The sequence below is a fragment of the Streptomyces griseoflavus genome, assembly GCF_014649995.1.
In the GTDB taxonomy this organism is placed as follows: domain Bacteria; phylum Actinomycetota; class Actinomycetes; order Streptomycetales; family Streptomycetaceae; genus Streptomyces; species Streptomyces griseoflavus.
Map to the genome: position 1 here is coordinate 153,254 of NZ_BMUC01000002.1, position 26,668 is coordinate 179,921.

The window sequence follows — 26,668 nt, forward strand, 5'->3', positions numbered from 1 at the left end:
TCGTCCCGCTCCTCTCCCGGCACACGACGCCGGAGGTTTCCGGCGCTGCGGACGTCCTCACTCTGCCCGCCGGACGAACGGGACGCCACCGAATAAAACGGCGGGCGGCGCCGCCCAGCCGGGCGACGCCGCCACTCCCGACGGTGTGCGGGGCGTTCTCACTCCTCGCCGGCGAGCGTCAGCGAACGCAGCTTCTGCCCGGCGTACCAGGTGGCCAGCACGGTGACCACGGCGAGCAGGACCGTCGCGGTCGTCAGGCTCACGTCCGAGGTGACCAGGTCGCCGCCGGAGACCTTCTGCGCCACGGCCAGCGCCCACTGCTGGACGCTCAGCGTGCGCGCGCCGGGCACCAGGGAGCCGAACAGCGCCTCCCAGACCAGCGCGTAGACCAGCCCGAAGACCACCGCGTGCCGCGAGATCGTGCCGAGCAGCAGGAAGAGGGCGGCGTAGGCGATGGAGGCAACCAGCGCGGCCACCGTGTAGGCGACGGCAACCTGCTGGCCGTTGCCGTTCAGGACGAAGCCGGCGATCAGGGTCGGGACCGCCGAGAACACCATGGTGACGGCGATCGCGACGATCAGCTTGGTGTAGATGATCGTGGGCCGCTTGATCGGCTTGGACAGCAGGTACACGACCGAGCCGTCGTCGATCTCGGGCCCGATCGCCCCGGTGCCCGCGATGACGCCGATGATCGGCACCATGGTGGCGAGCGCCAGTCCGCCCAGCACGTCGGCGGCCGTCTGGTCGTCGGCGCCGGCGAGGCCGCGCACCGCCAGCGAGATCGCGATCAGCAGCAGGGGCAGCGCGCCCAGGATGAGGGCCCGGCGGCGGCCGAGCAGGGCCCGGTAGGTGAGCCGGGCGACTGTGGGGTCGTACATCTTGGGCCTCCTACGCCGCGACGAGATATGAGAAGACGGACTCGAGGGACTCGTCGGACGGCGAGACCGTGAGCAGCCGGATGCCGTGCTCGCGCGCGACCTTCGGCAGCAGGGAGGTGAAGCGGCCGAAGTCGACGGCCTGGATGTGCAGGGCGCCCTCCGCCGTGTCCACCTCGATGCCGGACGTCGACGGGTCGGCGATCAGCGCGGCCGCGAGCGCGCGGTCGTCGCTGGAACGCACCAGGTAGCGGTGCGGACGGTCCGTCATCAGCCGGCGGATCCTGCGGAAGTCGCCACTGGCCGCGTGCCGGCCGGCGACGACGACCTCGATGTGCCAGGCGAGCTGCTCGACCTCTTCGAGGATGTGGGACGAGAACAGCACGGTGCGTCCCTCGTCGCCCATGCGCCGCAGCAGGTCCATCAGCTGCATGCGCTGGCGCGGGTCCATGCCGTTGAAGGGCTCGTCCAGCAGGAGCAGCGACGGCTCGTGGACCAGCGCCGAGGCCATCTTCACGCGCTGCCGCATGCCCTTGGAGTACGTGGCGATCTTGCGGTCCTGCGCGTACTCCATCTCGACCGTCGCCAGCGCCTTCTGGGCGGCCTTGGCGCCCAGGCCGTGCAGTTCGGCGTTGGCGACGACGAATTCACGGCCGGTCAGGAAGTCGTACATCGCCTCGCGCTCGGGGACGACGCCGATGTGCCGGTAGATGGTCTCGTTGCGCCACACCTGCTGTCCGTCGAGGGTGACGGAGCCGGTGGAGGGGGCGAGGAAGCCGCCCATCATGTTGATGAGGGTGGACTTCCCGGCACCGTTGGGGCCGAGGAGGCCGGTGACTCCGGGGCCGACGGTCATGGTGATGTCGTTGACGGCGACCACGTTGCCGAACCAGCGGGAGACGTGGTCGATGCTGAGCGTGGTCACAGGCCCACCTTCTTGTAGCGGCGCACCAGCAGGCCGTAGCTGGCGGCGATCAGGCCGAGGGTGAACAGGACGAAGACGACGCCCTCGGCGTTGTCCGGGCCCACCCCGCCGGGGAAGGCGGAGCTCGCGCCCAGGAAGGCGGACTGCACGCCGTCGATGAGGGTGATGGGCGAGAACAGGCCGATCCAGGTGCCGGCGTCGCCGTTGCCCTGGACGTCCGCGATCGCCTGGAGCGTGGAGACCGCCCCGTAGGAGATGGTCAGGACGGCGATGACGGCCGCGATGCCGAAGCCGCGGCGCGGGGTGACCGACGCGATGACCAGGCCGATTCCGGCGAAGAGCAGCGAGAGCAGTGCCACGGAGACGAGTCCCTGTGCGAATCCCTTGGTCTGGTCGGTGAAGTCGAGCTTGGCCAGCAGCGCGCCGACGTACAGCACCAGCAGGGGGGCGGCGGTGAGGATGAACAGGGCCGAGGCCAGCGCGGCGTACTTGGCGCGCACGTAGTCGGCGGTCTCGATGGGACGCGAGAAGTACAGCGGTACGGTCTTGAAACGCAGGTCGCGCGAGACGGACGTCGGCGCCTGCGAGGCGACGTACAGGCTGATGACGGCCTGCATGACGATCGCGTAGCGCGTGTAGTCCACGGGCAGGTCGTTGGCCTTGGTGGCGACCGCGACGGCCACCATGATGGCGGCGGGCACACACATCACCACGAACAGCAGCATCGGCAGCACCTTGGACTTCACCGACCGGCCGAGGCCGTAGGAGCCGCGCAGGGACTGCGAGTACAGCGACAGCCGCGCGTACCCGCGGCCCAGGCGGGGGCCGTCGTAGGAGCGGTAGCCGATGTTGTGGATACGGGTGTCACCCGGTGCAGTGGCTGGTGTCTGCATGGACTGCTCAGCTGCCATGGCCGACCGCCTCCTTCCGCTGCTCGTCGCGCTGGTCGTCGCTGTCGGTGAAGACCTCGGAGATGTGGTGCCGGCGCTGTTCCATGCGCACCAGTCCGAGGCCGAGGTCCGCGATGACGTCGCGGACCAGGTCGTACGTCTCCTCGCCCTGGGCGGTGAGCAGCAGGACGTGCCCCGCGCCCGGCAGTCCGCTGCCGTCCGTGACGCTCACCCCGCGCGCGTGGAGCGCCTCGCGCACCGCGCGGGTGCCGTCCGGGTGCTCGTCGGTGTCGGTGACCTCGATCGCGAGGGTGGTGGTGGTCTGGGTGAAGTCCGTGGTGGAGCTGGAGCGCAGCAGCTTGCCGCCGTCGATGACGACGACGTGGTCACAGGTGCGTTCGAGCTCGCCCAGCAGGTGGGAGGTGACCAGGACGGAGATGCCGAAGTCGGTGTGGATCCGGCGGATCAGGCCGAGCATCTCGTCACGGCCGACCGGGTCGAGGCCGTTGGTCGGCTCGTCCAGGAAGACCAGCTGGGGGTCGTGCACAAGGGCCTGCGCCAGCTTCACGCGCTGCTTCATGCCGGTCGAGTAACCGCCGATGGGGCGGTAGCGCTCCTCGTACAGGCCGACGTGGCGCAGGGTGTCCGCGGTGCGCTCCCGCGCGGCGGTGGGCGGCAGGCCGGACATGCGCGCCATGTGGACGACGAACTCGGTGGCCGAGACGTCCGGTGGCAGACAGTCGTGTTCCGGCATGTAGCCGACCCGCTCGCGGATGGCGGGGCCCTTGGTGACGACATCGAGGCCGAGCACCTCGGCGCGGCCCTCGGTGGCGGGGGACAGACCCAGAAGGATCTTGATCAGTGTGGACTTGCCGGCTCCATTGGCTCCGACGAGTCCGGTCACACCGGGCCCGACGTCCACGGAGAGCCGGTCAAGAGCGGTCACCCGGGGGAACCGCTTGCTCAGGCTTTCGGTCGCGATCACAGTCACGTCCTCGACGTTAGTGACCCGTCCCACTCGGGTCGTCAGACCGGAGAGCCGTCTTGGGCTCCCCCTGGAGTCGTACGGGCCCGTAAGGGAGACCCTGCCTGAGATCCATGCGCGCGATGCGGGGCGCTGTTGACGAGCCCTCCGGCGACTGCCACATTCGCCGGTGTGACGCGGATGAGTGGTGCGCGGGAGCGCCGGGTGCGTACGGGCGGTGTCGAGCTGTGCGTGGCCGAGCTGGGTGAGCCCGGGCGGCCGGTGGTCGTCCTGGTGCACGGCTATCCGGACAGCAAGGAGGTGTGGTCCTCGGTCGCGTCCCGGCTGGCGGAGCGTTTTCACGTCGTGGCGTACGACGTCCGGGGCCACGGCCGGTCCACGGCGCCGCGTCCGCTGCGCGGCGGGTTCACGCTGGAGAAGCTGACCGACGACTTCCTGGCGGTCGTGGACGCGGTGAGCCCGGACCGCCCGGTGCACCTGGTGGGGCACGACTGGGGCTCGGTGCAGTCCTGGGAGTTCGTGACGGTGCGGCGCGCCGAGGGGCGGATCGCCTCCTTCACCTCGATATCCGGCCCCTCGCTCGACCATTTCGGGCACTGGATCGACCGCCGGGTGAAGCGGCCGACCCCGCGCCGGGTCGGCCGGCTGCTGGGGCAGGGCGCCAAGTCCTGGTACATCTACCTGCTGCACACGCCCGTGCTGCCGGAACTGGCGTGGCGCGGGCCGCTCGGCAGGGCCTGGCCGCGGCTCCTGGAGCGCCTGGAGGGCGTGTCCGGCGACGGTTATCCGACCCCGTCCCTGCCGTCGGACGCGGCCCACGGCACCTGGCTCTACCGGGACAACGTGCGTCCCCGGCTGCGCAACCCGCGCGCCGACGCCTACGCGCACGCGCCCGTGCAGCTCATCACTCCCCTGGAGGACGCGTTCCTCTCGGAGCGGCTCTACGACGATCTCGAGCACTGGGCCCCGCGGCTGACCCGGCGGACGCTGCGGGCCAAGCACTGGGTGCCGCGCAGCCGCCCGGACCGGCTGGCGACGTGGATCTCCGACTTCGTGACGTCCGTGGAGGAGGGCCGGGACCAGGTGCAGGCGACGGGCCGGTACGCCGACCGGTTCGGCGGGCGGCTGGTCCTGGTCACGGGGGCGGGCAGTGGCATCGGACGGGCCACTGCGCTCGCGTTCGCCGAGGCGGGTGCGCGCGTGCTGGCGGTCGACCGGGACGCGGACGCCGCGGTCTCCACTGCGGGGGAGGCTCTCCGGCGGGGTGCGGCTGCGGCCTGGGCGGAGACGGCGGACGTGTCCGACGAGCAGGCGATGGAGAAGCTCGCCGAGCGCGTCACCACCGAGTACGGCGTGCCGGACGTCCTGGTGAACAACGCCGGCATCGGGCTGAGCGGCTCCTTCTTCGACACCACCGCCGAGGACTGGAGGAAGGTCCTCGACGTCAACCTGTGGGGTGTGATCCACGGCTGCCGCCTCTTCGGACGGCGGATGGCCGAGCGCGGCCAAGGCGGCCACATCGTCAATGTGGCGTCCGCCGCCGCCTTCCAGCCCTCCAGGGCACTGCCGGCCTACAGCACCTCCAAGGCGGCGGTGCTGATGCTGAGCGAGTGCCTGCGCGCGGAGCTCACGGGACGCGGGATCGGCGTGACGGCGGTGTGCCCGGGGTTCGTGGACACCGCCATCACCTCCACCGCGCGGTTCGCGGGCGTGGACGCCGACGAGGAGCGGCGGCTGCGGAAGCGGGCGGCGCGTCTGTACCGGCTGCGCGGTTATCCGCCGGAGAAGGTCGCCACCGCGATCCTGCGGGCGGTGGTACGCGACGAGGCGGTGGTGCCGGTCACCCCGGAGGCGCGGGCGGCGTACGCGCTGGCGCGGTGGATGCCGGGTGCGCTGCGCGGGATCGCGCGGATCAAGCCGCCGGTGTGAGACGTCCGGCGCGGCGGCACGCGTCCAGCCGGGGCTCTCCGCTGCGGTCCCGTTGTCCACAGCGGACGCCAAGTCGCCTGTGGATAAGCACACTTGGCTGTGGATCAAACCTCCGGAGGGAAATCGATCGCGTGACGCGCGTCTCTCCCGGCACTCTGGACAGATGCACTCTGAGCGAACCCACTCTGAGCGGATGGACGAACGACGCACGGTCAAGGTGTCCACGTACCTCTCCCGGCATCTGCGCCACCAGCCGGAGCGGATCGGACTCACCCTCGACGAGGGCGGCTGGGTCGAGATCGAGGCTTTGATCGCCGCGGCCTCCGCGCACGGGTTCCGGTTCACCCGGGAGGAACTCGACCACGTCGTCGCCACCAACGACAAGCGGCGCTTCGCCGTGGAGGGCGACCGGATCCGCGCCAGCCAGGGACACAGCGTCGAGGTCGATCTCGGACTTCCCGCGGCCACTCCGCCGCCGTACCTGTACCACGGCACGGTCGCCCGCAATCTGGAGGCGATCCGGGCCGAAGGGCTGCGGCCCATGGGCCGGCACGCCGTGCACCTCTCGGCCGACCGCGAGACGGCGGCCCGGGTGGGCGCCCGCAGGGGACGGCCGGTCGTGCTCTCCGTGGACACGGGCGCGATGCACCAGGACGGCCATGTCTTCCACCTGAGTGCGAACGGTGTGTGGCTGACCGAGGCCGTACCGAGCCGGTACCTGCGTTTCCCCTCCGGCCACTGAGAACGCGGCCTTCCCGCCTGCGGTGACGCGCGTGGGCGGACGTTTCACGTGAAACCCGTGGCGGCGCTTAGGCTCGGTGACATGAGCCTGCGCCTGAGCACCGTGATCCTCCCCTACCGCCGCTGGCACGAGGGCAGCCGTACCGCCTGGACGCGCGCCGAGGAGCTCGGCTTCCATACGGGCTACACCTACGACCATCTCTCCTGGCGCAGCTTCCGGGACGGCCCGTGGTTCGGCGCCGTCCCCACCCTCACCGCCGCCGCGGGGGTCACCGAGCGGATGCGGCTGGGCACCCTGGTGACCTCTCCGAACTTCCGGCACCCGGTCACCCTGGCCAAAGAACTCGTCACCCTCGACGACATCTCCGGCGGGCGGGTCACGCTCGGCATAGGAGCGGGCGGCACCGGTTTCGACGCCACCGCACTGGGCCAGGAGCCATGGACCCCGCGCGAGCGCGCCGACCGCTTCGCCGAGTTCGTCCCGCTGCTCGACCGTCTGCTCTCCGAGGACTCGGTGTCGTACGAGGGCGACTTCTACGCGGCGCACGAGGCACGCAACATTCCGGGCTGTGTGCAGCGGCCCCGGCTGCCGTTCGCGGTGGCGGCGACCGGCCCGCGCGGACTGCGGCTCGCGGCCCGTCACGGGCAGGCCTGGGTGACCACGGGCGATCCGCGGCTGTTCGAGAAGGGCACGCCCGAGCAGTCGGTTCAGGCCATTCGCCGTCAGGCGGACAAGCTCGCCGACGCCTGCGCCGAGCTCGGCCGGGACGTGACCGGACTGGACAAGATCCTGCTCACCGGCTTCACCCCGGACCGGAGCCGACCGCTGCAGTCCCTGAGCGCCTTCGTCGACTTCGCGGGGCGCCATGCAGAACTGGGATTCACCGAGATCGTGATCCACTGGCCCATCCCCGACTCGGACTTCGCCGTGGACCAGAAGGTGTTCGAACGGATCGCCATGGAGGCCCCGGCGCAACTGCGCTGACCGCTGTCGGGTCCACGACGACGTGACGCTCAGTGACGACGGTATTCACTCAGATGTGCGCGGTCCCGCACGGTCGTGCGGGCATATGCGCGACAATGGCCGCGTGATCTCAGCGACCCGACAGCCCGAGCCCCAGGCAGCCGCTCTTCCACCGCGGCTCATCGCCACCGACCTCGACGGCACCCTGCTGCGTGACGACAAGTCGGTGTCCCCGCGCACCGTCGCCGCGCTGGCCGCCGCCGAGGAAGCCGGCATCGAGGTCTTCTTCGTCACCGGCCGGCCCGCCCGCTGGATGGACGTGGTCAGCGACCACGTCCACGGCCACGGCCTCGCCATCTGCGGCAACGGCGCCGCCGTCGTCGACCTGCACGGCGGTCCCGGCGCCCACCGCTTCGTGAAGGTGCGGGAGCTGCCCCGCAAGAACGCGCTGGACGCCGTGCAGCTGCTGCGCGACGCCGCCCCGGGCACGGTGTACGCCGTCGAGCAGACCTACGGCTTCCACCAGGAGCCCGCCTACCCGAAGCTGCACATGGAGATCCCGGACGCCCTCGCGCCCGCCGAGGACCTGCTGCATCCGGAGTCCCCCACCGCCGGCGAACCGGTGCTCAAGATCCTCGCCCACCACCCCACGCTCGATCCGGACGCCTTCCTCACCCTGGCCCGCCTCGCCATCGGCGACCGCGCCAACGTCACCCGCTCCAGCCCCAGCGCGCTGCTGGAGATCAGCGGACCCGAGGTGTCCAAGGCCAGCACGCTGGCCCTGTGCTGCGCCGAGCGGGGCATCTCGCACGAGGAGGTCGTCGCCTTCGGGGACATGCCGAACGACGTCGAGATGCTGAGCTGGGCGGGCCGTTCCTACGCGATGGGCAACGCGCACCCGGACGTGATCGCCGCCGCGTCGGGTCACACCGTCGCCAACAACGACGACGGGGTGGCCGTGGTGATCGAGCGGCTCCTGGAGGGGCGGCTGTAGCCGCTCAGAGCGACACCCCGTGCCGGGTCAGCCAGGACACGGGGTTCACCGCCGACCCCATCTCGGGCGTGACCCGCACCTCGAAATGCAGGTGTGGTCCGGTGGAGTTTCCGCTGGTGCCGGACTGACCGATCCACTGACCGGGCGTGACCCGGTCGCCCTGGTCGACGGCGACCGCGGCGAGGTGGGCGTACTGGGTGTAGTACCCGCCCGCGTGCTGGACCACGATCTCGACACCGAAAGGCCCTCCGCAGGACACCTTCACCACGGTGCCCGTCCCGACGGCCCGCACCGGTGTGCCGATCGGCACCGCGAAGTCCTGCCCCGTGTGCCGGTTCGCCCACCGTGCGCCTCCGCTGCCGTAGGACGCGGACAACTCGTACGTCTCCACCGGCGCCACCCAGCTGGTGGAGAAGCGCGTCTCCGGCTGGTCCAGCCGGACCGCGCCGCGGCAGGCACCGGCCGCGACCGAGGCGTCGGCCTGGCCCTGGAGCTTCCACCGCGCCGATTCGAGCTTCGCCTCGATGCCCTGCTTCAGAGCGGCGAGTTCGGTGTTCCGCTTCTCCAGCCTCCGCCACGCCGCGGCGGCCTCGGCCTCGTCGCGGGCCAGCCGGGCCTCGGCCCGCTCACTGCTGTCGATGGCCTTGTCCAGGGTCGCCTCCGCCTTCTGCACCACGCGCTGACCGCGCATCAGCTCCTCCGGGTCGTCCGCGAGCAGCATGTGCGCGGTGAGCGGCAGCCCGCCTCCGTCCCGGTACTGGGAGCTGGCGATCCGGCCCAGCTCCTGACGCAGGCCCGCCGTCTCCCGCCGCTCCCGCTCGAGCCGCTGCTCGAGTTCGCGGGCCCTGGCCCGCTGCCCTTCCGCCGCACGGAGGCCGGCCTCGTACCGCTCGGTCGCGGTGGCCGCTTCCTCGTACAGCCGCGCCACCTCCGCGCCGACGCCGGAGGCCGAGCCGTGGCCGGGGGTGTGCGAGCCGTCGCCGTCGGCGGGCCGGGCGGCTAGCACGGCGAGCGCGCACAGGAGCACGGCGACGAGGCGTGGATGGCGGCGGGTGAGACGCATGACTGCGATCTTGGCCCCGCCCCCGCCTCCGGTCCTGTTCACGTCGTGCACATGGGCGAGCACTGCCCCCGGACGGACCACCGATACCGCCGAACGGTGGTAAGCACCGACCGTGTTGACCCTCCGTCACGCCTCGTGGTCCGCGCCCGCGCGCCGCCTAACGGGCCGTCACCAGGAGTTCCGTCTCCTCCTCCCGCCGTGCCATCGCGCGCAACGGTCCCTCGGCGGCGACGAGTTCGGCGTACGGTCCGCGCTGCACCACCCGCCCCGTCTCCAGCACGACGACCTCGTCCACCGCGTCGAGACCGGCCAGCCGGTGGGTGATGAGCAGCGTCGTGCGCCCCTCCGTGGCGGCCAGCAGATCGGCGGTGAGCGCGTCGGCGGTCGCCAGGTCGAGGTGTTCCGCCGGTTCGTCCAGCACCAGGACGGGGAAGTCCGCCAGCAGTGCCCGGGCGAGTGCCAGCCGCTGCCGCTGCCCGCCGGACAACCGCGCCCCGTGCTCACCGACGAGCGTGTCGAGCCCGTCGGGCAGGCCGTCGGCCCAGTCCAGCAGCCGGGCCCGGCCGAGCGCGTCGCGCAGTTCGTCCTCGGTGGCGTCCTTCCTGGCCAGAAGCAGGTTCTCCCTGATCGAGCTGTTGAAGAGGTGCGCGTCCTGCGCGCACAGTCCGACCAGCCGCCGGACGTCGTCGCCGTCCAGGGCACGGGCGTCCACTCCGGCCAGCGTGTACGAGCCCGCAGCCGGGTCCAGGAACCGCAGCAGCGTCTGCGCGAGCGTCGTCTTGCCCGATCCGGAAGGGCCGACCACCGCGATGCGACGGCCCTCTTCCACGGTCAGGTCAAGTCCGGCGAGCGCGTCCCGTTCCTGCCCGGCGTGCCGCGCGGTCAGCCCCTTGACCACCAGGGGGAACGGCGAGACGGGCGCCTGGCGCGGCGTCCCGGGCTCCCGCACGGGCGCCGGGGCGTCCAGTACCTCGTACACGCGCTCCGCGCTGCGGCGCACCCGCTGCCGGTACTGCACGGCGAGCGGCATCACCGAAACAGCCTCGAACGCGGCGAGCGGGGTGAGGATCACGACAGCCAGCGCGACACCGTCCAGCCGGCCGGAGGACACCGCCTCGACGCCGACGAGCGCGGCCGCCGCGACGGTCAGACCGGAGATCAGCGCGGTCAGCCCGTCGCCGAGCGCGGTGGCGGTGGCCGCGCGCGCGTCGATCCGGGTGAGCGTGGCGTCGGCCCGCTGTGCCGCGGCGGTCCGGGAGGGCAGGGCACCGGCGACGGTCAGCTCGGCGGTGCCGGTGAGCAGGTCGGTCACCCGGGTCGCCAGCACGCCCCGGGCCGGAGCCAGCCTGCGCTCGGCCCTGCGGGCCACCGCACCGGTCAGCAGGGGCACACCGGCGCCCGCCGCCAGCAGCCCCGCCGCGAGCACGGCACCGGCCTCGGGCAGCAGCCATGCGGTGAAGCCGACGGACAGCGCGGAGACGGCGACGGCCGCGCCGGCCGGCAGCATCCAGCGCAGCCAGTAGTCCTGGAGTGCGTCCACGTCCGAGACCAGCCGGGAAAGGAGGTCGCCCCGGCGGGCACCGCGCAGTCCGGCGGGCGCCAGCCGTTCGAGGCGCCGGTACACCGCGACCCGGGTGTCGGCCAGCATGCGCAGGACGGCGTCGTGCGAGACGAGCCGTTCGGCGTACCGGAACACGGCCCGGCCGATACCGAAGGCCCGGGTCGCCGTCACGGCCACCATCAGATACAGCACGGGCGGCTGCTGGGAGGCCCGGGAGATGAGCCAGCCGGACGTCGCCATGAGCCCGACCGCACTCCCGAGGGCGAGGGTGCCCAGCAGCAGCGCGAGGGTGATCCGCCCACGGCGTGCGCCGGACAGGGCACGGACCCGGGTGAGCACACCGCCCCGGACCGGTTCCGCGTCGTCGGACCGGGCGGGTCCGCCCTCCGGTGCGGGGCCGGCCTCGGCGGCCGGTACGGGTCCGGCCGTCCGGACCGCGGACTCCTCGTGACCGCCGGTGGAGACCGGTTCCGCGATCCGAACCACCCGGTCCGCGACGGCCAGCAGCGCCGGACGGTGCACGACGAGGAGTACCGTCCGGCCGACCGCCAGCCGGCGTACCGCCGCCACGATCTCGGCCTCGGTGGCGCCGTCCAGCGCGGCCGTCGGTTCGTCGAGCAGGAGAACGGGCCGGTCGGCGAGGAACGCCCGGGCCAGCGCGAGCCGCTGCCGCTGCCCGGCCGAAAGACCCGCTCCGTCCTCGCCCAGCACGGTGTCGGCGCCCTCGGGCAGGGCGTCCACGAACTCCAGCGCGCCCGCGTCCCGCAGGGCGCGCCGCACGGCGTCGTCGTCCGCGCCGGGCCGGGCCAGCCGTACGTTCTCCGCGATCGTCCCCGCGTACAGGTGCGGACGCTGGGGCACCCAGGCGACGTGCCGGTGCCACTGGGCGAGGTCGAGTCCGCGGAGGTCGGCTCCGCCGATCCGCACCGCGCCCCCCGTGGGACGGACGAACCCCAGCAGCACGTTGAGCAGGGTCGACTTTCCGGCACCGCTCGGACCGACGAGGGCGACCGTCTCACCGGGAGCGACGGTGAAGGACACGTCCGCCACGGCATCCGTGGACCGGCCCGCGTACCGGACCGTCACGTCCTCGAAGGAGACGGCGCCCTGGGGAACCGTTCCTGTTCCGGTCGTGGGAACGGGTGTCTCCAGCACGGAGAAGATGTCCTCAGCCGCCCCGAGGCCCTCCGCGGCGGCGTGGTACTGGGCACCGACCTGCCGCAACGGCAGATAGGCCTCCGGCGCCAGGATCAGGATGAGCAGGCCGGTGTAGAGATCCATGTGGCCGTACACGAGCCGCATGCCGATCGTCACGGCGACCAGCGCCACCGAGAGCGTGGCGAGCAGTTCCAGCGCGAAGGAGGAGATGAAGGCGATCCGCAGCGTCCGCATGGTCGCCCGCCGGTAGTCGGCGGTGATCCGCCGGATCGACTCCGCCTGGGCCTTGGCCCGCCCGAACACCTTGAGCGTGGGCAGCCCGGCGACGACGTCCAGGAAGTGGCCGGACAGCCGGGACAGCATCAGCCACTGACGGTCCATCCGGGACTGGGTGACCCAGCCGATCAGCACCATGAAGACCGGGATGAGCGGCAGGGTTCCCGCGATGATCGCCGCCGAGACCCACTCCTCGGTGACGATCCTCGCCAGCACCGCCACCGGCACGACCACCGCGAGCCCCAGCTGGGGCAGGTAGCGCGAGAAGTAACCGTCGAGCGCGTCGACTCCCCGGGTGGCCAGGGCGACCAGCGATCCGGTGCGCTGTCCGCCCAGCCACTCCGGGCCCAGCGCCGTCGCCCGGTCCAGGAGCCGCCCCCGCAGTTCCGACTTCACCGCGGCACTCGCCCGGTGCGCCGCCAGTTCGGTCAGCCAGCCGACCAGCCCGCGGCCGGCCGCCACGACGGCGAGCAGCAGCAGGGGAGTGGCGAGTTCACCGGCGGACAGGCCGTCCTCGAACGCGCCCACCACGATCTCGGCGATGAGCATGGCCTGGGCGATGACCAGCACCGCGCCGACGACGCCCAGGCCGACGACCGCCACCAGGAAGCCCCGGGTGGCACGGGCGTACCGGAGCAGTCGCGGATCGATTGGTTTCACGTGAAACACACCTCAGTGCACGGGGTCGGCGATGTGCTGGGTACCGATCCGCTTGCGGAACACCCAGTAGGTCCAGCCCTGGTAGGCCATCACCATCGGCGTGGCGATCACCGCGAGCCAGGTCATGATCTTGAGCGTGTAGGGGCCGGAGGAGGCGTTGGTGACGGTCAGGCTCCAGTCCGGGTCGAGCGTGGACGGCATGACGTTCGGGAACAGCGTCAGGAAGAGCATCGCCACGGCGGCCACGATGGTGACGCCGGACAGGGCGAACGACCATCCCTCACGCCCCGCCCGGTTCGTCAGCAGCGCGGCGACCAGGGAGCCGACCGCCACGGCCAGCGCGACCAGGCTGGCACCGTCCCCCTTGTCGGCCTGGGTCCAGAGCAGGAAGACCAGCGCCAGTCCGGCGGTGACCAGACCCACGCGCTGGGCGAGCGTCCGCGCGCGTTCACGGATCTCACCGACCGTCTTGAGGGCCGTGAACACCGCGCCGTGGAAGGTGAAGAGCGTCAGGGTGACCAGGCCGCCCAGTACCGCGTAGGGGTTGAGCAGGTCCCCGACAGTGCCCACGTACTCGAAGTCGGCGTCGATCTTCACGCCGCGGACGATGTTCCCGAAGGCCACGCCCCACAGGAACGCCGGGAGCAGCGAGGTCCAGAAGATCGCCGTCTCCCAGTTGCGCTGCCAGTTCTCCTCCGGCCGCTTCGCCCGGTACTCGAAGGCGACACCGCGCACGATCAGGCAGACCAGGATGAGCAGCAGGGGCAGGTAGAAGCCCGAGAAGAGGGTGGCGTACCACTCCGGGAAGGCGGCGAAGGTCGCGCCGCCGGCCGTGAGCAGCCACACCTCGTTGCCGTCCCAGACGGGGCCGATGGTGTTGATCAGCACCCGCTTCTCGGCACGGTCGCGGGCGAGCAGCCGGGTGAGGATGCCGACCCCGAAGTCGAAGCCCTCCAGGAAGAAGTAGCCGATCCACAGGACGGCGATCAGTACGAACCAGACGTTGTGCAGTTCCATGACAGTGGGGCTCCCTCGGCCTAGTACGAGAAGGCCATCGGTTTGTCGGCGTCACGGAGGTCGCCGCCGAGCTTCGTGGGCGGGTTGAGGTCGGACTCGCTGAGCTCCGGCGGGCCGGCCTTGACGTACTTGGCGAGCAGCCTGACCTCGATGACGGCCAGGACGGCGTAGAGCAGGGTGAAGACGGACATCGAGGTGATGACCTCGGCCGTGGACACACCGGGGGAGACGGCGTCCTCGGTCCGCATCACGCCGTAGACCACCCAGGGCTGCCGCCCCATCTCGGTGAAGATCCAGCCCCAGGCGTTGGCGATCAGCGGGAAGGCCATGGTCCACAGCGCCAGCAGCCAGTACAGCCGGGTGAGCCGGGAGCCGAGCGGATTCCTCAGCAGCACCAGGCGCGGGACCTCGTCGTCCCCGGTGCGGTGGGCGGCCGGCAGCAGGAACCTCTTGCGGGTGAGCCAGAGCCCGAGCAGGCCGAGCGAGAAGGAGGCCATGCCGAAGCCGATCATCCAGCGGAAGCCCCAGTAGGCGACGGGCACGATGGGCTTGTAGTCGCCGGGACCGTACTTCTCCTGCAGGGCCTCGTTGGTGTCGTTGATGCCGGGCACGTACGACTCGAAGTCGCTGTGGGCGAGGAAGGAGAGCAGTCCGGGGATCTCCAGGGCGACCTTGTTGTGCCCCTCGTCGACGTCCCCGTAGGCGAAGACGGAGAAGGGTGCCGGCTCCTCACCGTCCCACAGGGCTTCGGCGGCGGCCATCTTCATCGGCTGCTGCTCGTACATGACCTTGCCGAGGGTGTCGCCGCTGACCGCGGTGAACAGGCCGCCGACCGCGAGGGTGACCAGGCCGAGGCGGAGGGAGGTCCGCATCACGGGGATGTGCTTCTTGCGCATGAGGTGGAAGGCGGCGATGCCCACCATGAAGGCACCACCGGTCAGGAAGGCCGCGGAGAAGCTGTGGAAGACCTGGTTGAGCGTGGTGTTCTGGGTGAGCACCAGCCAGAAGTCGGTGAGCTCGGCACGGCCCTTCTCCTCGTTGATCCGGTAGCCGACCGGGTGCTGCATCCAGGAGTTGGCGGCGAGGATGAAGTACGCCGACAGCAGGGTGCCGATCGAGACCATCCATATGCAGGCCAGGTGGATCTTCTTGGGCAGCTTGTCCCAGCCGAAGATCCACAGGCCGATGAAGGTGGACTCGAAGAAGAACGCGATCAGGGCCTCGAAGGCGAGCGGGGCGCCGAAGACGTCACCGACGAATCGCGAGTAGTCGGACCAGTTCATGCCGAACTGGAACTCCTGCACGATGCCGGTGACCACACCCATCGCGATGTTGATCAGGAAGAGCTTCCCCCAGAACTTCGTCGCCCCGAGGTACTTCTCCTTCCCGGTGCGCACCCAGGCGGTCTGCAGCCCGGCGACAAGGGCGGCCAGCGAGATCGTCAGGGGAACGAAGAGGAAGTGGTAGACGGTGGTGATGCCGAACTGCCATCGCGCCAGGGTCTCCGGCGCCAGAGCCAGATCCACGTCGTCGCTCCTTACTCAGCGGTGGTCACAGCGACCGCTTGATCCCGTTCGTCCCGCCGCATCTCGGGAAAACGGGATGCGCTTGTGAACGCGTTCACATTCACAAGCAATTATGACCTACCGCTTTTCAGACCCGGAAGGGGGGTCCCCTGTGACGTCAACCCCTTTGTGGACCCGTCCGGGCACACACGGGAGCGGCCGGCGGATGCCCGCCGGCCGCCCGGAAGCGCGCGCCGTTCAGTTCCTGCCCGCCGATCACGGCGCCTTCCCGATCGCAGCGTCCGTGCCGGTCAGACCTCCTTGCGGAAGCCCTCCGTCACCTTGAGGAAGATGTCGTTCGCCTCGGTCTCCCCGATCGTGACCCGCACCCCCTCCCCCGGGAACGGCCGGACGACCACACCCGCCTGCTCGCACGCCTGCGCGAACGGCACGGTGGCCTCCCCCAGCCGCAGCCACACGAAGTTGGCCTGCGTCTCGGGCACCGTCCACCCCTGGGCCCGCAGCCCGTCCATCACCCGGTTCCGCTCGCACACCAGCGAGCCGACCCGGCCGATCAGCTCGTCCTCGGCCCGCAGCGAGGCGATCGCCGCGTCCTGGGCGATCTGGCTCACCCCGAACGGCACCGCCGTCTTGCGCAGCGCCGCGGCCACCGGCTCGTGCGCGATGGCGAAGCCGACCCGCAGCCCCGCGAGGCCGTACGCCTTGGAGAAGGTCCGCAGGACACAGACGTTGGGCCGCTCCCGGTAGATCTCGACCCCGTCCGGCACCTCGGTGTCGCGGATGAACTCGCGGTAGGCCTCGTCGAGGACCACCAGGACGTCGCCGGGCACCCGGTCGAGGAAACGCTCCAGCCCGGCCCGCCGCACCACCGTGCCGGTGGGGTTGTTCGGGTTGCAGACGAAGATCAGCCGGGTCCGGTCGGTGATCGCGTCGGCCATCGCGTCCAGGTCGTGCACATCGCCCGGGGTCAGCGGCACCTGGACCGACGTGGCACCGCTGATCTGAGTGATGATCGGGTACGCCTCGAACGACCGCCAGGCGTAGATCACCTCGTCGCCCGGCCCGGCGGTCGCCTGCAGCAGCTGCTGGGCGACACCGACCGAACCGGTGCCGGTGGCCACGTGGGAGGCGGGCACGCCGAACCGTTCGGACAGCTCGGCCATCAGACCCGTACAGGCCATGTCCGGGTAGCGGTTGAAGGTGGCGGCAGAGGCCGCCACGGTCTCCATCACGCCCGGCAGCGGCGGATAGGGGTTCTCGTTGGAGGACAGTTTGTACGCCACCGGGCCACCGGCCGCCGCCGGCTTGCCCGGCTTGTACGTGGGGATCCCCTCCAGCTCGGCGCGCAGCTTGGGGCTCGTCTCGCTCACCGCAGTCCTCCTCGCGAAGACCGGCGGCCCATGACCGCCGCCGACATCCAATACTGCTCACCTTATGAGGATTCGGCGCCGCTGCGTATAGGGATGGCAGTGGGGCGGCTCCTGAGGGAGCCGGCCCGTCACCGTCCCATCGGCCACAGGAGCAACAGGGGCAACATCACCCGAAGGGGTACGAACGGCGCGCGAGCAAGGGGCGCGCCGCACATATATCTACGCGCCGGTAGTTCGCGCCGTGGCGCGCATCCCTCGTGCAGGTGAGTTGAGACCTCTTCGCAACATCGGACCCTCGCCAGGTCCGCATGCGTCGACACGTCAGGTCCTGCCATTGGAACGTTCAACACCCTTTATTTCCAAGGAGTTTGCCCGTTAATGATCTTGCAGAAACGTGCCTGTCAATGAGTGCATATGCGTCCGCCCTACCCCACCGCATGAGCCCTACTATCGGCTCGCCATGACAGCAGCAGGGAAGCACCAGGTGAGTCGCGCGGAAACCTCACGCCGAGGCAGCCGGCCGGGTCGGGCGGGCATCAGGGACGTGGCCGCCGCCGCCGGAGTCTCCATCACGACCGTCTCCGACGCCCTCAACGGCAAGGGGCGGCTCCCGGACGCCACCCGGCGCCACGTCCGCGAGGTGGCCGACAGACTGGGATACCGCCCGTCGGCCGCCGCCCGTACGCTCCGCACCGGAAAGTCCGGGCTCATCGGACTGACCGTGACGACCTACGGGGATGAACCTTTCACCTTCACCGAGTTCGCGTACTTCGCCGAGATGGCGCGCGCCGCCACCTCCGCCGCGCTCGCCCGCGGCTACGCCCTCGTCATCCTCCCCGCGACCTCCCGCCACGACGTGTGGTCCAACGTCGCCCTGGACGGCACGGTCGTCATCGACCCCTCCGACCAGGACCCCGTGGTCAGTGAGCTCGTCCGCCAGGGCTTACCGGTCGTCTCCGACGGCCGCCCGGCCGGGTCACTGCCGGTCACGGCGTGGGTCGACAACGACCACGAGGCCGCCGTCCTCGGCATCCTGGACCACCTCGCCGACGCGGGCGCCCGCCGGATCGGCCTGCTCACCGGCACGACCACCGACACCTACACCCACCTGTCGACCACCGCCTACCTGCGCTGGTGCGAGCGCGTGGGCCAGGATCCGGTGTACGAGGCCTACCCGGCGCACGATCCGTGCGCGGGCGCCGTCGCCGCCGACCGGCTGCTCGCCCGCCCCGACCGCCCCGACGCCGTGTACGGCCTCTTCGACCCCAACGGCACGGACCTGCTCGCCGCCGCCCGCCGCTACGGCCTGCGCGTCCCGGACGACCTGCTGCTCGTGTGCTGCAGCGAGTCCACCGTCTACGCCAGCACCGAGCCGCCCGTCACGACGCTCTCCCTGAAGCCGCGCCGCATCGGCACGGCGGTGGTCCAGCTGCTGATCGACGCCATCGAAGGAGTCGACTCCGACCATCCGGTCGAGCAGGTCATACCGACCGAGTTGATCGTGCGCACCTCCTCGCAGCGCCGCCCGCCCCGTACGACGGTCAGCCCGCCGAGATCGCCGAAGGGGTCGTGAGGCGCGAGGGCCGGGCGGGACCCGAGGAGGGCCCGGGGTGCGGACACCCCGCTTCCGGAGGGGGGAAGCGGAAGACGCTGCACTCCGGCCCTCCGAGGGTGCGGGCGGCCCCGGGAAGGGGTGGGCAGGTCACCGGCGGCGGTACGGCCGCCGGGAGACCTCCGGGCAAGGACACACGGCAGGAACGGTCACGGCGGGGAGCGCGCGGCCCGGGCGGTCACGGAGCAGCCGCATAACGGTTCAAACAGGGCGAAAGCCGCGGTCAACCGGAGTCTCGCTCCGATTCACCACCCCTGGGTCATCACACAGAGCGATCCGCATTCCTATGATGGGCCCACGACACCGCGGGCCGCTGCGACCAGGCAGTCCGATGCGGTGCAGAAGCGGCGCGATGGTGGAGGGGTCGATGACTCAGGGGGCCGGTCAGGGACCCGAGGTGGAGCGGACGGCGACGTTGCGCGACTTCCGGGTGCCCGCTTACGTCCACGAGACCGGCCCGTACGCCCAGAGCACGCACCCCGGTGACGTCGTCCCACCCTCCGAGAAGACCCACCCGGAGGGGTACACCCCCACCCAGCGGGACCTCCCCGTCATCAATCGGGGTGACACCGTCCAGGTGACCGTCGATCCGGCGCCCGTCCCGCAGGCCGCCACCGGCAAGGGTCCGCTGTACGTGGTCGGCGACGTCCACGGCTACCTCGACGAGCTGCTGGCCGCCCTCCGGGAGCAGGGCCTCGTCGACTCGGCGGGCCAGTGGTGCGCCGGCACCGCGCGGCTGTGGTTCCTCGGCGACTTCACCGACCGCGGTCCGGACGGCATCGGCGTCATCGACCTCGTGATGCGGCTGTCCGCCGAGGCCGCCGCGGCCGGCGGCTACTGCAAGGCCCTCATGGGCAACCACGAGCTGCTGCTGCTCGGCGCCAAGCGGTTCGGCGACACCCCCGTCAACTCCGGGGCCGGCACCGCCACCTTCCAGGCGGCCTGGCTGCTCAACGGCGGCCAGAAGACCGACATGGACCGCCTCCAGGACCACCACCTGCAGTGGATGGCCCGTCTCGACGCCGTCGAGGAGGTCGACGGCCACCTGCTGCTCCACTCCGACACCACCGCCTACCTCGACTACGGCCGCTCCATCGAGGAGGTCAACGACACCGTCCGCGAGACGCTCACCCGCAACGACGCCGACGAGGTCTGGGACCTGTTCCGCAAGCTGACCAAGCGGTTCTCCTTCCGCGACGAGGGCGGCGCCGACGCGGTGCGCTCCCTGCTGGACACGTACGGCGGCACCCGGGTCGTTCACGGCCACAGCCCCATTCCGTACCTGCTGGGCGAAGTCGGCTCGGAGGACGGCGAGGACGACAGCACTCCGGCGATCGCCGCACCTCATGTCTACGCCGACGGACTCGCCATCGCGATGGACGGCGGGGTCACCATGGCCGGAAAACTGCTGGTCCAGCAACTGCCCCTGGGCGACTGAGCGTTCCGCGGGCCGTGTCCGGACGGCCCGCCGGCGCACCGCGTGGACGCCAATTTCGGTAAACCCCCTGTCACCACGCGCCGTCGCCGCTCTACCATCGGCTTATCCGTAGCAGGCTCCCCTCCGTTTCTGCCCGACGGCTCGTCAGCATGCCGAGCCCCAAGCCCTACGGAGCATCGGGGGATGCACATGAACAGCGTTCCGCAGCACCTGCTGAACGAGGACCGCCAGGAATACGAGCGGATTCTCGATGAGGCGCTGCGCTCCGCACCACACAACCCGGAACTGGCCGCGGTCGGACAGCGGCTCAACTCGGAACAGCTGCGCACGATGGCGCTCAGCGCCACCGCGCTCATCACCGCGGCCGCGGCGACCGAGTACCAGCACTACGTGAAGGTCCGCGAGGAACTGCGCCGGCCACCGGCACCGTCCGCCCCGGCCGTCCACGACTCCGGCTCCGCCGAGCCGGGCACGGGCGCGTCGGGGCTCGCCGCCACCATGGGCGAGGTCGCCGAGACGGCCGGGGCCGGCGCCGTGGCCGTGGTCGCCGTCCTGGCCCCCGTCCTGGCCGGGACGGCCGCCGCGATCTTCCTGCTCGTCGGTTACATCCTGCGGATGCTCGACCCCGAAGCCGCGTTCGCCCGCACCATGCTCACCACCGGGTGGGTGTTCGGCGCGGTGACAGCGGTCGCCATCCTCGTGGCCGCCGTGGGACTGCTGCTCACCGCGCTGCGCAACAAGCCCTCGGCCCTCGGCGGCGCGTACCGCGAGCTCGACGAGGAAGTGACCCGGGCCAGGGACGTCTGGCGGGACGCCCTGCTGGAGCGGGGAATCGTCCCGTTCCTGCGGGACGCCCTCAACGACCCGGAGGTGGCCGACACGCTCCAGCACACGGCACCGTCGGCGCCGGCCGGTCGCATGCCGCACCTCGGATACGGCCGTCCGGGCTTCTCCAGCCCTGACAAGGGCTCGGCCCGTGGTACGCGGCCGAGCTACTCCAGTCCGGACTACTCGAGCCCGGACTTCGGGGGCCCGGAGCACCAGCCGGAGTGACCCGGGCCGCCGGTGGCCCGTCCGTCGGCTTGCGCTCCCCGATCCGGGGGCGCGAGCCCGGTGGACGGTCCGGACACCGGCCGCCCCGGGCCCCTCAGGTTCCCCACGTGCCGGCTCTCAGAGGATGCCCGCACGCCCCGCGGCAGTGATCCACAGCGGGAACTCGGACAGGAGACGGTCGTAGAGCTCCGGGTCCGGCACGGTGCTGATGTCGTCGACGGCGAAGAAGCCGACGTTGTCGACGCGGCGTCCGGGGAGCGTGTCGAAGCGTTCCAGCACGCCGTAGTTGGACTTGCCCAGCCCCACGAACTGCCAGAAGACCGGCTCCTCCACCGCCTCACGCAGCTCCCGCTCGATCTCCTTGTTGCGGTAGACCCCGCCGTCCGAGAAGAACAGCACGAGCGTCGGGGCGGACGCCGGATGGTCGCGCACGAACGCGCGCACCTCGGCGATGACCTTCTGCTCCTCGTTCTGGATCCCGACGTCCCGCATGTCGACCTGGCTGGGGTCCAGCCCCTTCTTCCGCCCGCGCCGGAAGAGGCCCACCTCCCCCACCCGCACGTGCAGCCGCAGCCACTCGGGAAGCTCGCCGAGCCGCAGATCGGGCAGCCGGGCCGGATTCGAGGCGAACGTCCAGGCCTGCATCTCCCCGTCGTCGTCCAGTTGCGCCGCGACCGCGGCCATCCGCTCGACGACGTCGGACACGATGCCCTTGGAGTACAGGAAGGACATGGACCCGGAGGCGTCCAGTACGAGGACGACGCGGGCGGTGACATGGGCGGCGCCGTGCTTGCGCAGACTGACCGCCACCTGTTCCTTGCGCAGCGACAACCGCTTGCGCATGTCGACGGGCAGGTGCTCCTCGCCCTTGGAGAGCCGGGCGCCGGCCGCAGGCGCCGGGGCGGCGGGCGGGGGAGGAGCGGCCGGCGGGGCCGCGGTCACGGAGGCCGTCGGGGCGGCCGGGGCCGGCTCGTCGACGGTGATGCCGAAATCCGTGGCCAGCCCGGCGAGCCCGGCGGCGTACCCCTGCCCCACCGCACGGAACTTCCACTTCCCCTGCCGCCGGTACAGCTCACCGCCGATGAAGGCGGTCTCGGTCCCGGCGGCCATGTCGAACCGGGCGATCTCGCTCCCCGTACCCGCGTCGAGCAGCCGGAGCACCAACCCCGGCACCTGCCCGAACGTCCCGCCGTCGGCCGACGCGCACAACGCGATCCGTTCGACGGCCGGTTCGACCGCGCCCAGGTTCACCTCCAGGGTGTCGGTCGACGTACCGGCCGCACTGCGCTTGCCCAGGTGCGTCACGGCACCGGACGTGTGCCGCGACTGGTTGTAGAAGACGAAGTCGCCGTCGTCCCGCACCCGCCCCGCCTCCGTGAGCAGCAACGCCGAGGCGTCGATGTCCGGCACGCCGGCCCCGGCCCCCCAGGTGAGCTCGGCACGCACCACGGAGGCGTCGACGGGAAGATTGGACCCCTTGCTCATCGGACTCGCTGTCATGAGCCCAGTCTGCCCACCCGCCGCGCCGAACACGAGGAGACCTCCGGCGGGAGCGGCATCCACCGGGACCACCGCTCCCGCAGCGGGCGCTCAGTCCGCGATCGGCAGGTACACCCTGTTCCCGCTCGCCGCGAACTCCTTCGACTTCTCCAGCATCCCCGCCTCGATCTCCTCAGGGGTCGAGCCCTGGTCACCGCCGAACCGCTCCGTGATGTCGCGGCTGATCTTCATCGAGCAGAACTTCGGGCCGCACATCGAGCAGAAGTGGGCCGTCTTGGCGGGTTCCGCCGGGAGGGTCTCGTCGTGGAACTCCCGGGCCGTGGCCGGGTCGAGAGCGAGGTTGAACTGGTCCTCCCACCGGAACTCGAAGCGGGCGTCGGAGAGCGCGTCGTCCCACTCCTGCGCGCCGGGGTGCCCCTTGGCGAGGTCCGCGGCGTGAGCGGCGATCTTGTAGGTGATCACGCCGGTCTTGACGTCGTCCCGGTCGGGCAGGCCCAGGTGCTCCTTGGGGGTGACGTAGCAGAGCATGGCGGTGCCCCACCAGGCGATCATCGCGGCGCCGATGCCGGAGGTGATGTGGTCGTACCCGGGCGCGACGTCGGTGGTCAGCGGGCCGAGCGTGTAGAACGGGGCTTCCTCGCAGATCTCCTGCTGGAGGTCGATGTTCTCCTTGATCTTGTGCATCGGGACATGACCCGGTCCCTCGATCATGGTCTGTACGTGATGCCGCTTCGCGACCGTGTTGAGCTCTCCGAGCGTGCGCAGCTCCGCGAACTGCGCGTCGTCGTTGGCGTCCGCGATGGAGCCGGGCCGCAGGCCGTCACCCAGCGAGTAGGTGACGTCGTACGCGGCGAGGATCTCGCAGAGCTCCTCGAAGTTCTCGTACAGGAACGACTCCTTGTGGTGCGCCAGGCACCACGCGGCCATGATCGAGCCGCCCCGGGAGACGATGCCGGTCTTGCGGTGAGCGGTGAGCGGTACGTGGGCGAGGCGCACACCCGCGTGGACCGTCATGTAGTCCACGCCCTGCTCGGCCTGTTCGATGACGGTGTCCTTGTAGATCTCCCAGGTCAGTTCCTCGGCCCGGCCGTCGACCTTCTCCAGGGCCTGGTACAGCGGCACGGTGCCGATGGGGACGGGCGAGTTGCGCAGCACCCACTCGCGGGTGGTGTGGATGTTGCGGCCGGTGGAGAGGTCCATGACGGTGTCGGCGCCCCAGCGGGTCGCCCAGGTCATCTTCTCCACTTCCTCCTCGATGGAGGACGTCACGGCCGAGTTGCCGATGTTGGCGTTGACCTTCACCAGGAACCGCTTGCCGATGATCATCGGCTCGATCTCCGGGTGGTTGACGTTGGCCGGCAGCACCGCCCGGCCCGCGGCGATCTCCTCACGGACCACCTCGGGCGAGACGTTCTCCCGGATCGCCACGAACTCCATCTCGGGCGTGATCTCACCACGGCGCGCGTACGCCAGCTGGGTGACCGCCCCGCCCGCACGGCCCCGCCGTGGCAGGCGCGGCCGGCCGGGGAAGACGGCGTCGAGGTTGCGCAGGCCGCCGCGCGGCGAGGTGTGCTTGATCCCGTCGTCCTCGGGACGGACGGGGCGGCCCGCGTACTCCTCGGTGTCGCCCCGGGCGACGATCCAGTTCTCCCGCAGCGGAGCGAGTCCGCGGCGGACGTCCGTGTCGACGAGTGGGTCGGTGTACGGGCCCGATGTGTCGTACAGCGTGACCGACCGCCCGTTGGTGAGGTGCACCTGACGGACCGGCACCCGCAGGTCGGCGCGGGTGCCACCGCCGACGTACGCCTTGTGCCAGCCGATGGACTTCCCGGCCTCCCCGTCCGCCGACGTCTCCGTCGGGTCCTGCGTGGAGGCAGGCGTGCGTGCGTCCTTGTTGGTCATGAGACCTACTCCCTACGCCGGCATTACCCGGTAACAGGTTCAGCGGTCGACGCAGCGGTTTCCGTCCGCCGACGTTCCCGTGTGAAACATCACTCGACTTCGGTGATGTTTCATGTGAAACGTCGCTGGGACGGAGGTCAGCGCCCTCTCAGCCCGGTGCTCCGAGCTCCCGCGTGTACAAAAGGTGCCACCACGCTAGCGCCCTTCCTGGCGCGGTGAACAGAGGGCCCCCGCCGTTCTTGCGATGATCGAGCGGTGACCCCGACTCAGCCTCCCCCGTATCCACCGCCCGAACCACCGCACGGCGCCGGCGCCGGACACGGGCACGGTCCTGGACAGGGGCACGCGCACGGCCATGGGCACAGCCACAGCCACGGCCCGGCGGCGCCCGTCTCCCAGCACCTGCGCAAGGTCATCGCGGCGATCCTCATCCCGTTCGCCGCGGCGGTGCTGATCGCGCTCGCCGTGCTGTGGCCGGGCGGTGCACCGGCTCACGAACGCACCGGTGTCGGCTTCGACCGGCAGACGGAGCACGCCACGGTCACCAAGGTGGTCGAGGTGAGCTGCCAGTCCGTGAACGCCTCCGGAGGCGTCCCGACCGGTGACACCTCCACCGCCGAGGGCTCCTCCGCCCAGCAACAGGCCGAGGGCGACTGCAAGAAGGCGACGATCCGGGTCGACACCGGCGACGACAAGGGCCGTACGTTCCATGAGATCGTGCAGCCGGACCAGTCGCGTCAGCTGGAACAAGGTCAGGAGGTCGTGGTCGCCTACGAGCCCTCGGCGCCCGCGGACCTGCAGTACTCGGTCACCGACGTGAACCGGCGCTTCCCACTGGCACTGCTCGCCGGCGTCTTCGCACTCGCCGTCGTGGCCGTGGGACGGCTGCGCGGTGTCATGGCCCTCATCGCCCTCGCGGTCAGCTTCCTGGTGCTCAACTTCTTCATCCTGCCGGCCATCCTCCAAGGCTCCAACCCCTTGGTCGTGGCGGTGGTGGGAGCGAGCGTGATCATGCTGCTCGCGCTGTACCTCTGCCACGGGCTTTCCGCGCGCACCTCGGTGGCGGTGCTCGGCACACTCATCTCGTTGCTGCTGATCGGCGTGCTGGGGTCGGTGTTCATCGGCTGGGCCGCGCTCACCGGCAACACTGACGACAACACCGGATTGATCCACGGGCTGTTTCCCGGGATCGACATGAGCGGTCTGCTGCTGGCCGGCGTCATCATCGGGTCGCTCGGTGTCCTCGACGACGTGACGGTCACACAGACGTCCGCGGTCTGGGAACTGCACGAGGCCAACCCCTCGCTGGGGCGGCGCGGGTTGTACCGCGCAGGCATCCGCATCGGCCGCGATCACATCGCGTCCGTGGTCAACACCCTGGTCCTCGCCTACGCGGGCGCCGCCCTGCCCCTGCTGCTGCTGTTCTCCATCGCACAGAGCAGCGTAGGAACGGTCGCCAACAGCGAACTGGTGGCGGAGGAGATCGTGCGCACCCTGATCGGCTCGATCGGCCTGGTCGCCTCGGTGCCGGTCACCACGGCGCTGGCCGCGCTGGTGGTCGCCGCCGACCGCCCGGCGGAACGGACACCCGCGCAGACGCAGCCGCAGGGCCAGGAGTACGCACAGGTACGCGGCCGGGTTCCGGATGCCCGGCCGGCCGCGGGACGCGGTGGCAGAGGCAGGCGCCGTAAGCGCTGAGACCCAGGAGCCGGGGGCGGAACCGCGCTGAAGCGTTCCGCCACCGGCCCGGCCCTCCGGTGGAGTGCTTCAGCCGGCGCTCTGCTCCGCCAGGATCCGGTCCAGCGCGTCGTCGAGGTGGGCGTCGAAGTCGGCGAGCGCACCCTCCTGGCCCAGCGGTACCAGCTTGTCGGTGCGGTCGAGGAACGCCACGAGCGGTGCGGTCGAGGAGCGGAACAGGGCCTGGTCGGTGCCGACCTGAAGCCGGATCAGCACCTCGCCCAGCATGTCGGGATCGACCGGCGAAACTCGTACATCCCCCTCACCGCACGGTCGGCCCACGCCGTCGACGAGCAGCTCACGGCCGAAGGCCCAGGTCACGGGCGCGTCCCCGGGCAGGTGGAAGGTCAGCCGTACGGCGTAGGGATCACAGGTGTCGTAACGCAGCTCCACCGGGATGCGGAAGGACAGCTCCTCCGACACGAGAAAGCTCATCATGACCTCTGCCTGTACGGATTCGCGCATCGCCTACCCCGTCATTCGCCGCGGACT

20 protein-coding genes are annotated in these 26,668 nt (G+C 70.9%); 8 read left to right on the top strand and 12 right to left on the bottom strand.

Annotated features, from left to right (window positions below):
- Window positions 1-158 precede the first annotated feature (158 nt).
- Genes IE172_RS06520 through IE172_RS06535 form a run of 4 tightly spaced genes read right to left on the bottom strand, consistent with a single transcriptional unit; the run spans window position 159 to window position 3,675 of the window.
- On the bottom strand, window positions 159-878 hold the full coding sequence (locus tag IE172_RS06520; RefSeq protein ID WP_190096131.1) for an ABC transporter permease subunit: 720 nt from the start codon (window positions 876-878) through the stop codon (window positions 159-161).
- A gap of 10 nt (window positions 879-888) precedes the next feature.
- Window positions 889-1,800 carry an ABC transporter ATP-binding protein gene (locus IE172_RS06525; protein ID WP_190096132.1) on the bottom strand — a complete coding sequence of 304 codons (912 nt, stop codon included), beginning with the start codon at window positions 1,798-1,800 and terminating at the stop codon, window positions 889-891.
- On the bottom strand, window positions 1,797-2,711 hold the full coding sequence (locus IE172_RS06530; protein ID WP_190096133.1) for an ABC transporter permease: 915 nt from the start codon (window positions 2,709-2,711) through the stop codon (window positions 1,797-1,799). The genes IE172_RS06525 and IE172_RS06530 overlap by 4 nt, the downstream gene beginning before the upstream one ends.
- Window positions 2,701-3,675 carry an ABC transporter ATP-binding protein gene (locus tag IE172_RS06535; protein WP_190096492.1) on the bottom strand — a complete coding sequence of 325 codons (975 nt, stop codon included), beginning with the start codon at window positions 3,673-3,675 and terminating at the stop codon, window positions 2,701-2,703. Before IE172_RS06535 ends, IE172_RS06530 begins: the two co-directional genes overlap by 11 nt.
- 171 nt (window positions 3,676-3,846) lie before the next feature.
- Here IE172_RS06535 and IE172_RS06540 point away from each other — a divergent pair, with 171 nt between their 5' ends.
- The 4 genes from IE172_RS06540 (at window position 3,847) to IE172_RS06555 (ending at window position 8,303) form a co-directional block, all read left to right on the top strand.
- On the top strand, window positions 3,847-5,604 hold the full coding sequence (locus IE172_RS06540; RefSeq protein ID WP_190096134.1) for an SDR family oxidoreductase: 1,758 nt from the start codon (window positions 3,847-3,849) through the stop codon (window positions 5,602-5,604).
- A gap of 193 nt (window positions 5,605-5,797) precedes the next feature.
- Window positions 5,798-6,346 carry an RNA 2'-phosphotransferase gene (locus tag IE172_RS06545; RefSeq protein ID WP_190096135.1) on the top strand — a complete coding sequence of 183 codons (549 nt, stop codon included), beginning with the start codon at window positions 5,798-5,800 and terminating at the stop codon, window positions 6,344-6,346.
- 81 nt (window positions 6,347-6,427) lie between these two features.
- Window positions 6,428-7,330: an LLM class flavin-dependent oxidoreductase gene (locus IE172_RS06550; protein ID WP_190096136.1), complete on the top strand. Its 903-nt coding sequence runs from the start codon at window positions 6,428-6,430 to the stop codon at window positions 7,328-7,330.
- A gap of 85 nt (window positions 7,331-7,415) precedes the next feature.
- Window positions 7,416-8,303, top strand: coding sequence for a Cof-type HAD-IIB family hydrolase (locus IE172_RS06555; RefSeq protein ID WP_190096137.1), 888 nt, complete (start codon window positions 7,416-7,418; stop codon window positions 8,301-8,303).
- Between the two features lie 4 nt (window positions 8,304-8,307).
- Here the strand turns inward: IE172_RS06555 and IE172_RS06560 are convergent, their stop codons facing one another.
- From IE172_RS06560 to hisC, 5 genes are all read right to left on the bottom strand, one after another.
- Window positions 8,308-9,366, bottom strand: a complete 1,059-nt coding sequence (locus IE172_RS06560; protein WP_190096138.1) for a M23 family metallopeptidase — start codon at window positions 9,364-9,366, stop codon at window positions 8,308-8,310.
- A gap of 157 nt (window positions 9,367-9,523) precedes the next feature.
- Window positions 9,524-13,021 carry a thiol reductant ABC exporter subunit CydD gene (gene cydD, locus IE172_RS06565; RefSeq protein WP_190096139.1) on the bottom strand — a complete coding sequence of 1,166 codons (3,498 nt, stop codon included), beginning with the start codon at window positions 13,019-13,021 and terminating at the stop codon, window positions 9,524-9,526.
- A gap of 12 nt (window positions 13,022-13,033) precedes the next feature.
- Window positions 13,034-14,038: a cytochrome d ubiquinol oxidase subunit II gene (cydB, locus tag IE172_RS06570; RefSeq protein ID WP_190096140.1), complete on the bottom strand. Its 1,005-nt coding sequence runs from the start codon at window positions 14,036-14,038 to the stop codon at window positions 13,034-13,036.
- 20 nt (window positions 14,039-14,058) lie between these two features.
- Window positions 14,059-15,564 carry a cytochrome ubiquinol oxidase subunit I gene (locus IE172_RS06575; protein ID WP_190096141.1) on the bottom strand — a complete coding sequence of 502 codons (1,506 nt, stop codon included), beginning with the start codon at window positions 15,562-15,564 and terminating at the stop codon, window positions 14,059-14,061.
- A 290-nt stretch (window positions 15,565-15,854) separates the two neighbouring features.
- Window positions 15,855-16,934, bottom strand: a complete 1,080-nt coding sequence (gene hisC / locus IE172_RS06580) for a histidinol-phosphate transaminase (protein WP_190096142.1) — start codon at window positions 16,932-16,934, stop codon at window positions 15,855-15,857.
- Between the two features lie 460 nt (window positions 16,935-17,394).
- Here hisC and IE172_RS06585 point away from each other — a divergent pair, with 460 nt between their 5' ends.
- The 3 genes from IE172_RS06585 to IE172_RS06595 all read left to right on the top strand — a co-directional run bounded on the left by IE172_RS06585 (window position 17,395) and on the right by IE172_RS06595 (window position 21,037).
- The gene (locus IE172_RS06585) at window positions 17,395-18,507 is read left to right on the top strand and encodes a LacI family DNA-binding transcriptional regulator (RefSeq protein WP_190096143.1); all 1,113 of its coding nucleotides are present in this window, start codon (window positions 17,395-17,397) and stop codon (window positions 18,505-18,507) included.
- Window positions 18,508-18,898: 391 nt separating this feature from the next.
- Window positions 18,899-19,984 (top strand): metallophosphoesterase, encoded by a 1,086-nt coding sequence (locus IE172_RS06590; RefSeq protein ID WP_268253461.1) that lies wholly within the window; start codon window positions 18,899-18,901, stop codon window positions 19,982-19,984.
- Window positions 19,985-20,167: 183 nt separating this feature from the next.
- Window positions 20,168-21,037 carry a hypothetical protein gene (locus IE172_RS06595; RefSeq protein WP_190096145.1) on the top strand — a complete coding sequence of 290 codons (870 nt, stop codon included), beginning with the start codon at window positions 20,168-20,170 and terminating at the stop codon, window positions 21,035-21,037.
- Between the two features lie 117 nt (window positions 21,038-21,154).
- Here the strand turns inward: IE172_RS06595 and IE172_RS06600 are convergent, their stop codons facing one another.
- Both IE172_RS06600 and thiC read right to left on the bottom strand, forming a co-directional pair.
- The gene (locus IE172_RS06600) at window positions 21,155-22,537 is read right to left on the bottom strand and encodes a VWA domain-containing protein (protein WP_190096146.1); all 1,383 of its coding nucleotides are present in this window, start codon (window positions 22,535-22,537) and stop codon (window positions 21,155-21,157) included.
- 90 nt (window positions 22,538-22,627) lie between these two features.
- The gene (thiC, locus tag IE172_RS06605) at window positions 22,628-24,439 is read right to left on the bottom strand and encodes a phosphomethylpyrimidine synthase ThiC (protein ID WP_190096147.1); all 1,812 of its coding nucleotides are present in this window, start codon (window positions 24,437-24,439) and stop codon (window positions 22,628-22,630) included.
- 255 nt (window positions 24,440-24,694) lie between these two features.
- On the opposite strand from thiC, the gene IE172_RS06610 reads away from it, so the two are divergent.
- A complete protein-coding gene (locus IE172_RS06610; protein ID WP_190096148.1) occupies window positions 24,695-26,137 on the top strand; it encodes a YibE/F family protein in 1,443 nt (480 codons plus the stop codon).
- A 69-nt stretch (window positions 26,138-26,206) separates the two neighbouring features.
- Here IE172_RS06610 and IE172_RS06615 read toward each other — a convergent pair whose 3' ends face one another.
- Window positions 26,207-26,641, bottom strand: coding sequence for an SsgA family sporulation/cell division regulator (locus IE172_RS06615; RefSeq protein ID WP_190096149.1), 435 nt, complete (start codon window positions 26,639-26,641; stop codon window positions 26,207-26,209).
- Window positions 26,642-26,668 lie beyond the last annotated feature (27 nt).

Excerpts from the sequence above, each read along its gene's own strand:
- IE172_RS06600 (WP_190096146.1), bottom strand. The coding sequence starts at position 22,537 with ATGACAGCGAGTCCGATGAGCAAGGGGTCCAATCTTCCCGTCGACGCC.
- IE172_RS06560 (WP_190096138.1), bottom strand. The coding sequence starts at position 9,366 with ATGCGTCTCACCCGCCGCCATCCACGCCTCGTCGCCGTGCTCCTGTGC.
- IE172_RS06615 (WP_190096149.1), bottom strand. The coding sequence starts at position 26,641 with ATGCGCGAATCCGTACAGGCAGAGGTCATGATGAGCTTTCTCGTGTCG.
- IE172_RS06595 (WP_190096145.1), top strand. The coding sequence starts at position 20,168 with ATGCACATGAACAGCGTTCCGCAGCACCTGCTGAACGAGGACCGCCAG.
- cydB (WP_190096140.1), bottom strand. The coding sequence starts at position 14,038 with ATGGAACTGCACAACGTCTGGTTCGTACTGATCGCCGTCCTGTGGATC.
- IE172_RS06520 (WP_190096131.1), bottom strand. The coding sequence starts at position 878 with ATGTACGACCCCACAGTCGCCCGGCTCACCTACCGGGCCCTGCTCGGC.
- IE172_RS06545 (WP_190096135.1), top strand. The coding sequence starts at position 5,798 with ATGGACGAACGACGCACGGTCAAGGTGTCCACGTACCTCTCCCGGCAT.
- IE172_RS06550 (WP_190096136.1), top strand. The coding sequence starts at position 6,428 with ATGAGCCTGCGCCTGAGCACCGTGATCCTCCCCTACCGCCGCTGGCAC.
- IE172_RS06530 (WP_190096133.1), bottom strand. The coding sequence starts at position 2,711 with ATGGCAGCTGAGCAGTCCATGCAGACACCAGCCACTGCACCGGGTGAC.
- IE172_RS06585 (WP_190096143.1), top strand. The coding sequence starts at position 17,395 with ATGACAGCAGCAGGGAAGCACCAGGTGAGTCGCGCGGAAACCTCACGC.
- IE172_RS06590 (WP_268253461.1), top strand. The coding sequence starts at position 18,899 with ATGGTGGAGGGGTCGATGACTCAGGGGGCCGGTCAGGGACCCGAGGTG.
- IE172_RS06555 (WP_190096137.1), top strand. The coding sequence starts at position 7,416 with ATGCGCGACAATGGCCGCGTGATCTCAGCGACCCGACAGCCCGAGCCC.
- thiC (WP_190096147.1), bottom strand. The coding sequence starts at position 24,439 with ATGACCAACAAGGACGCACGCACGCCTGCCTCCACGCAGGACCCGACG.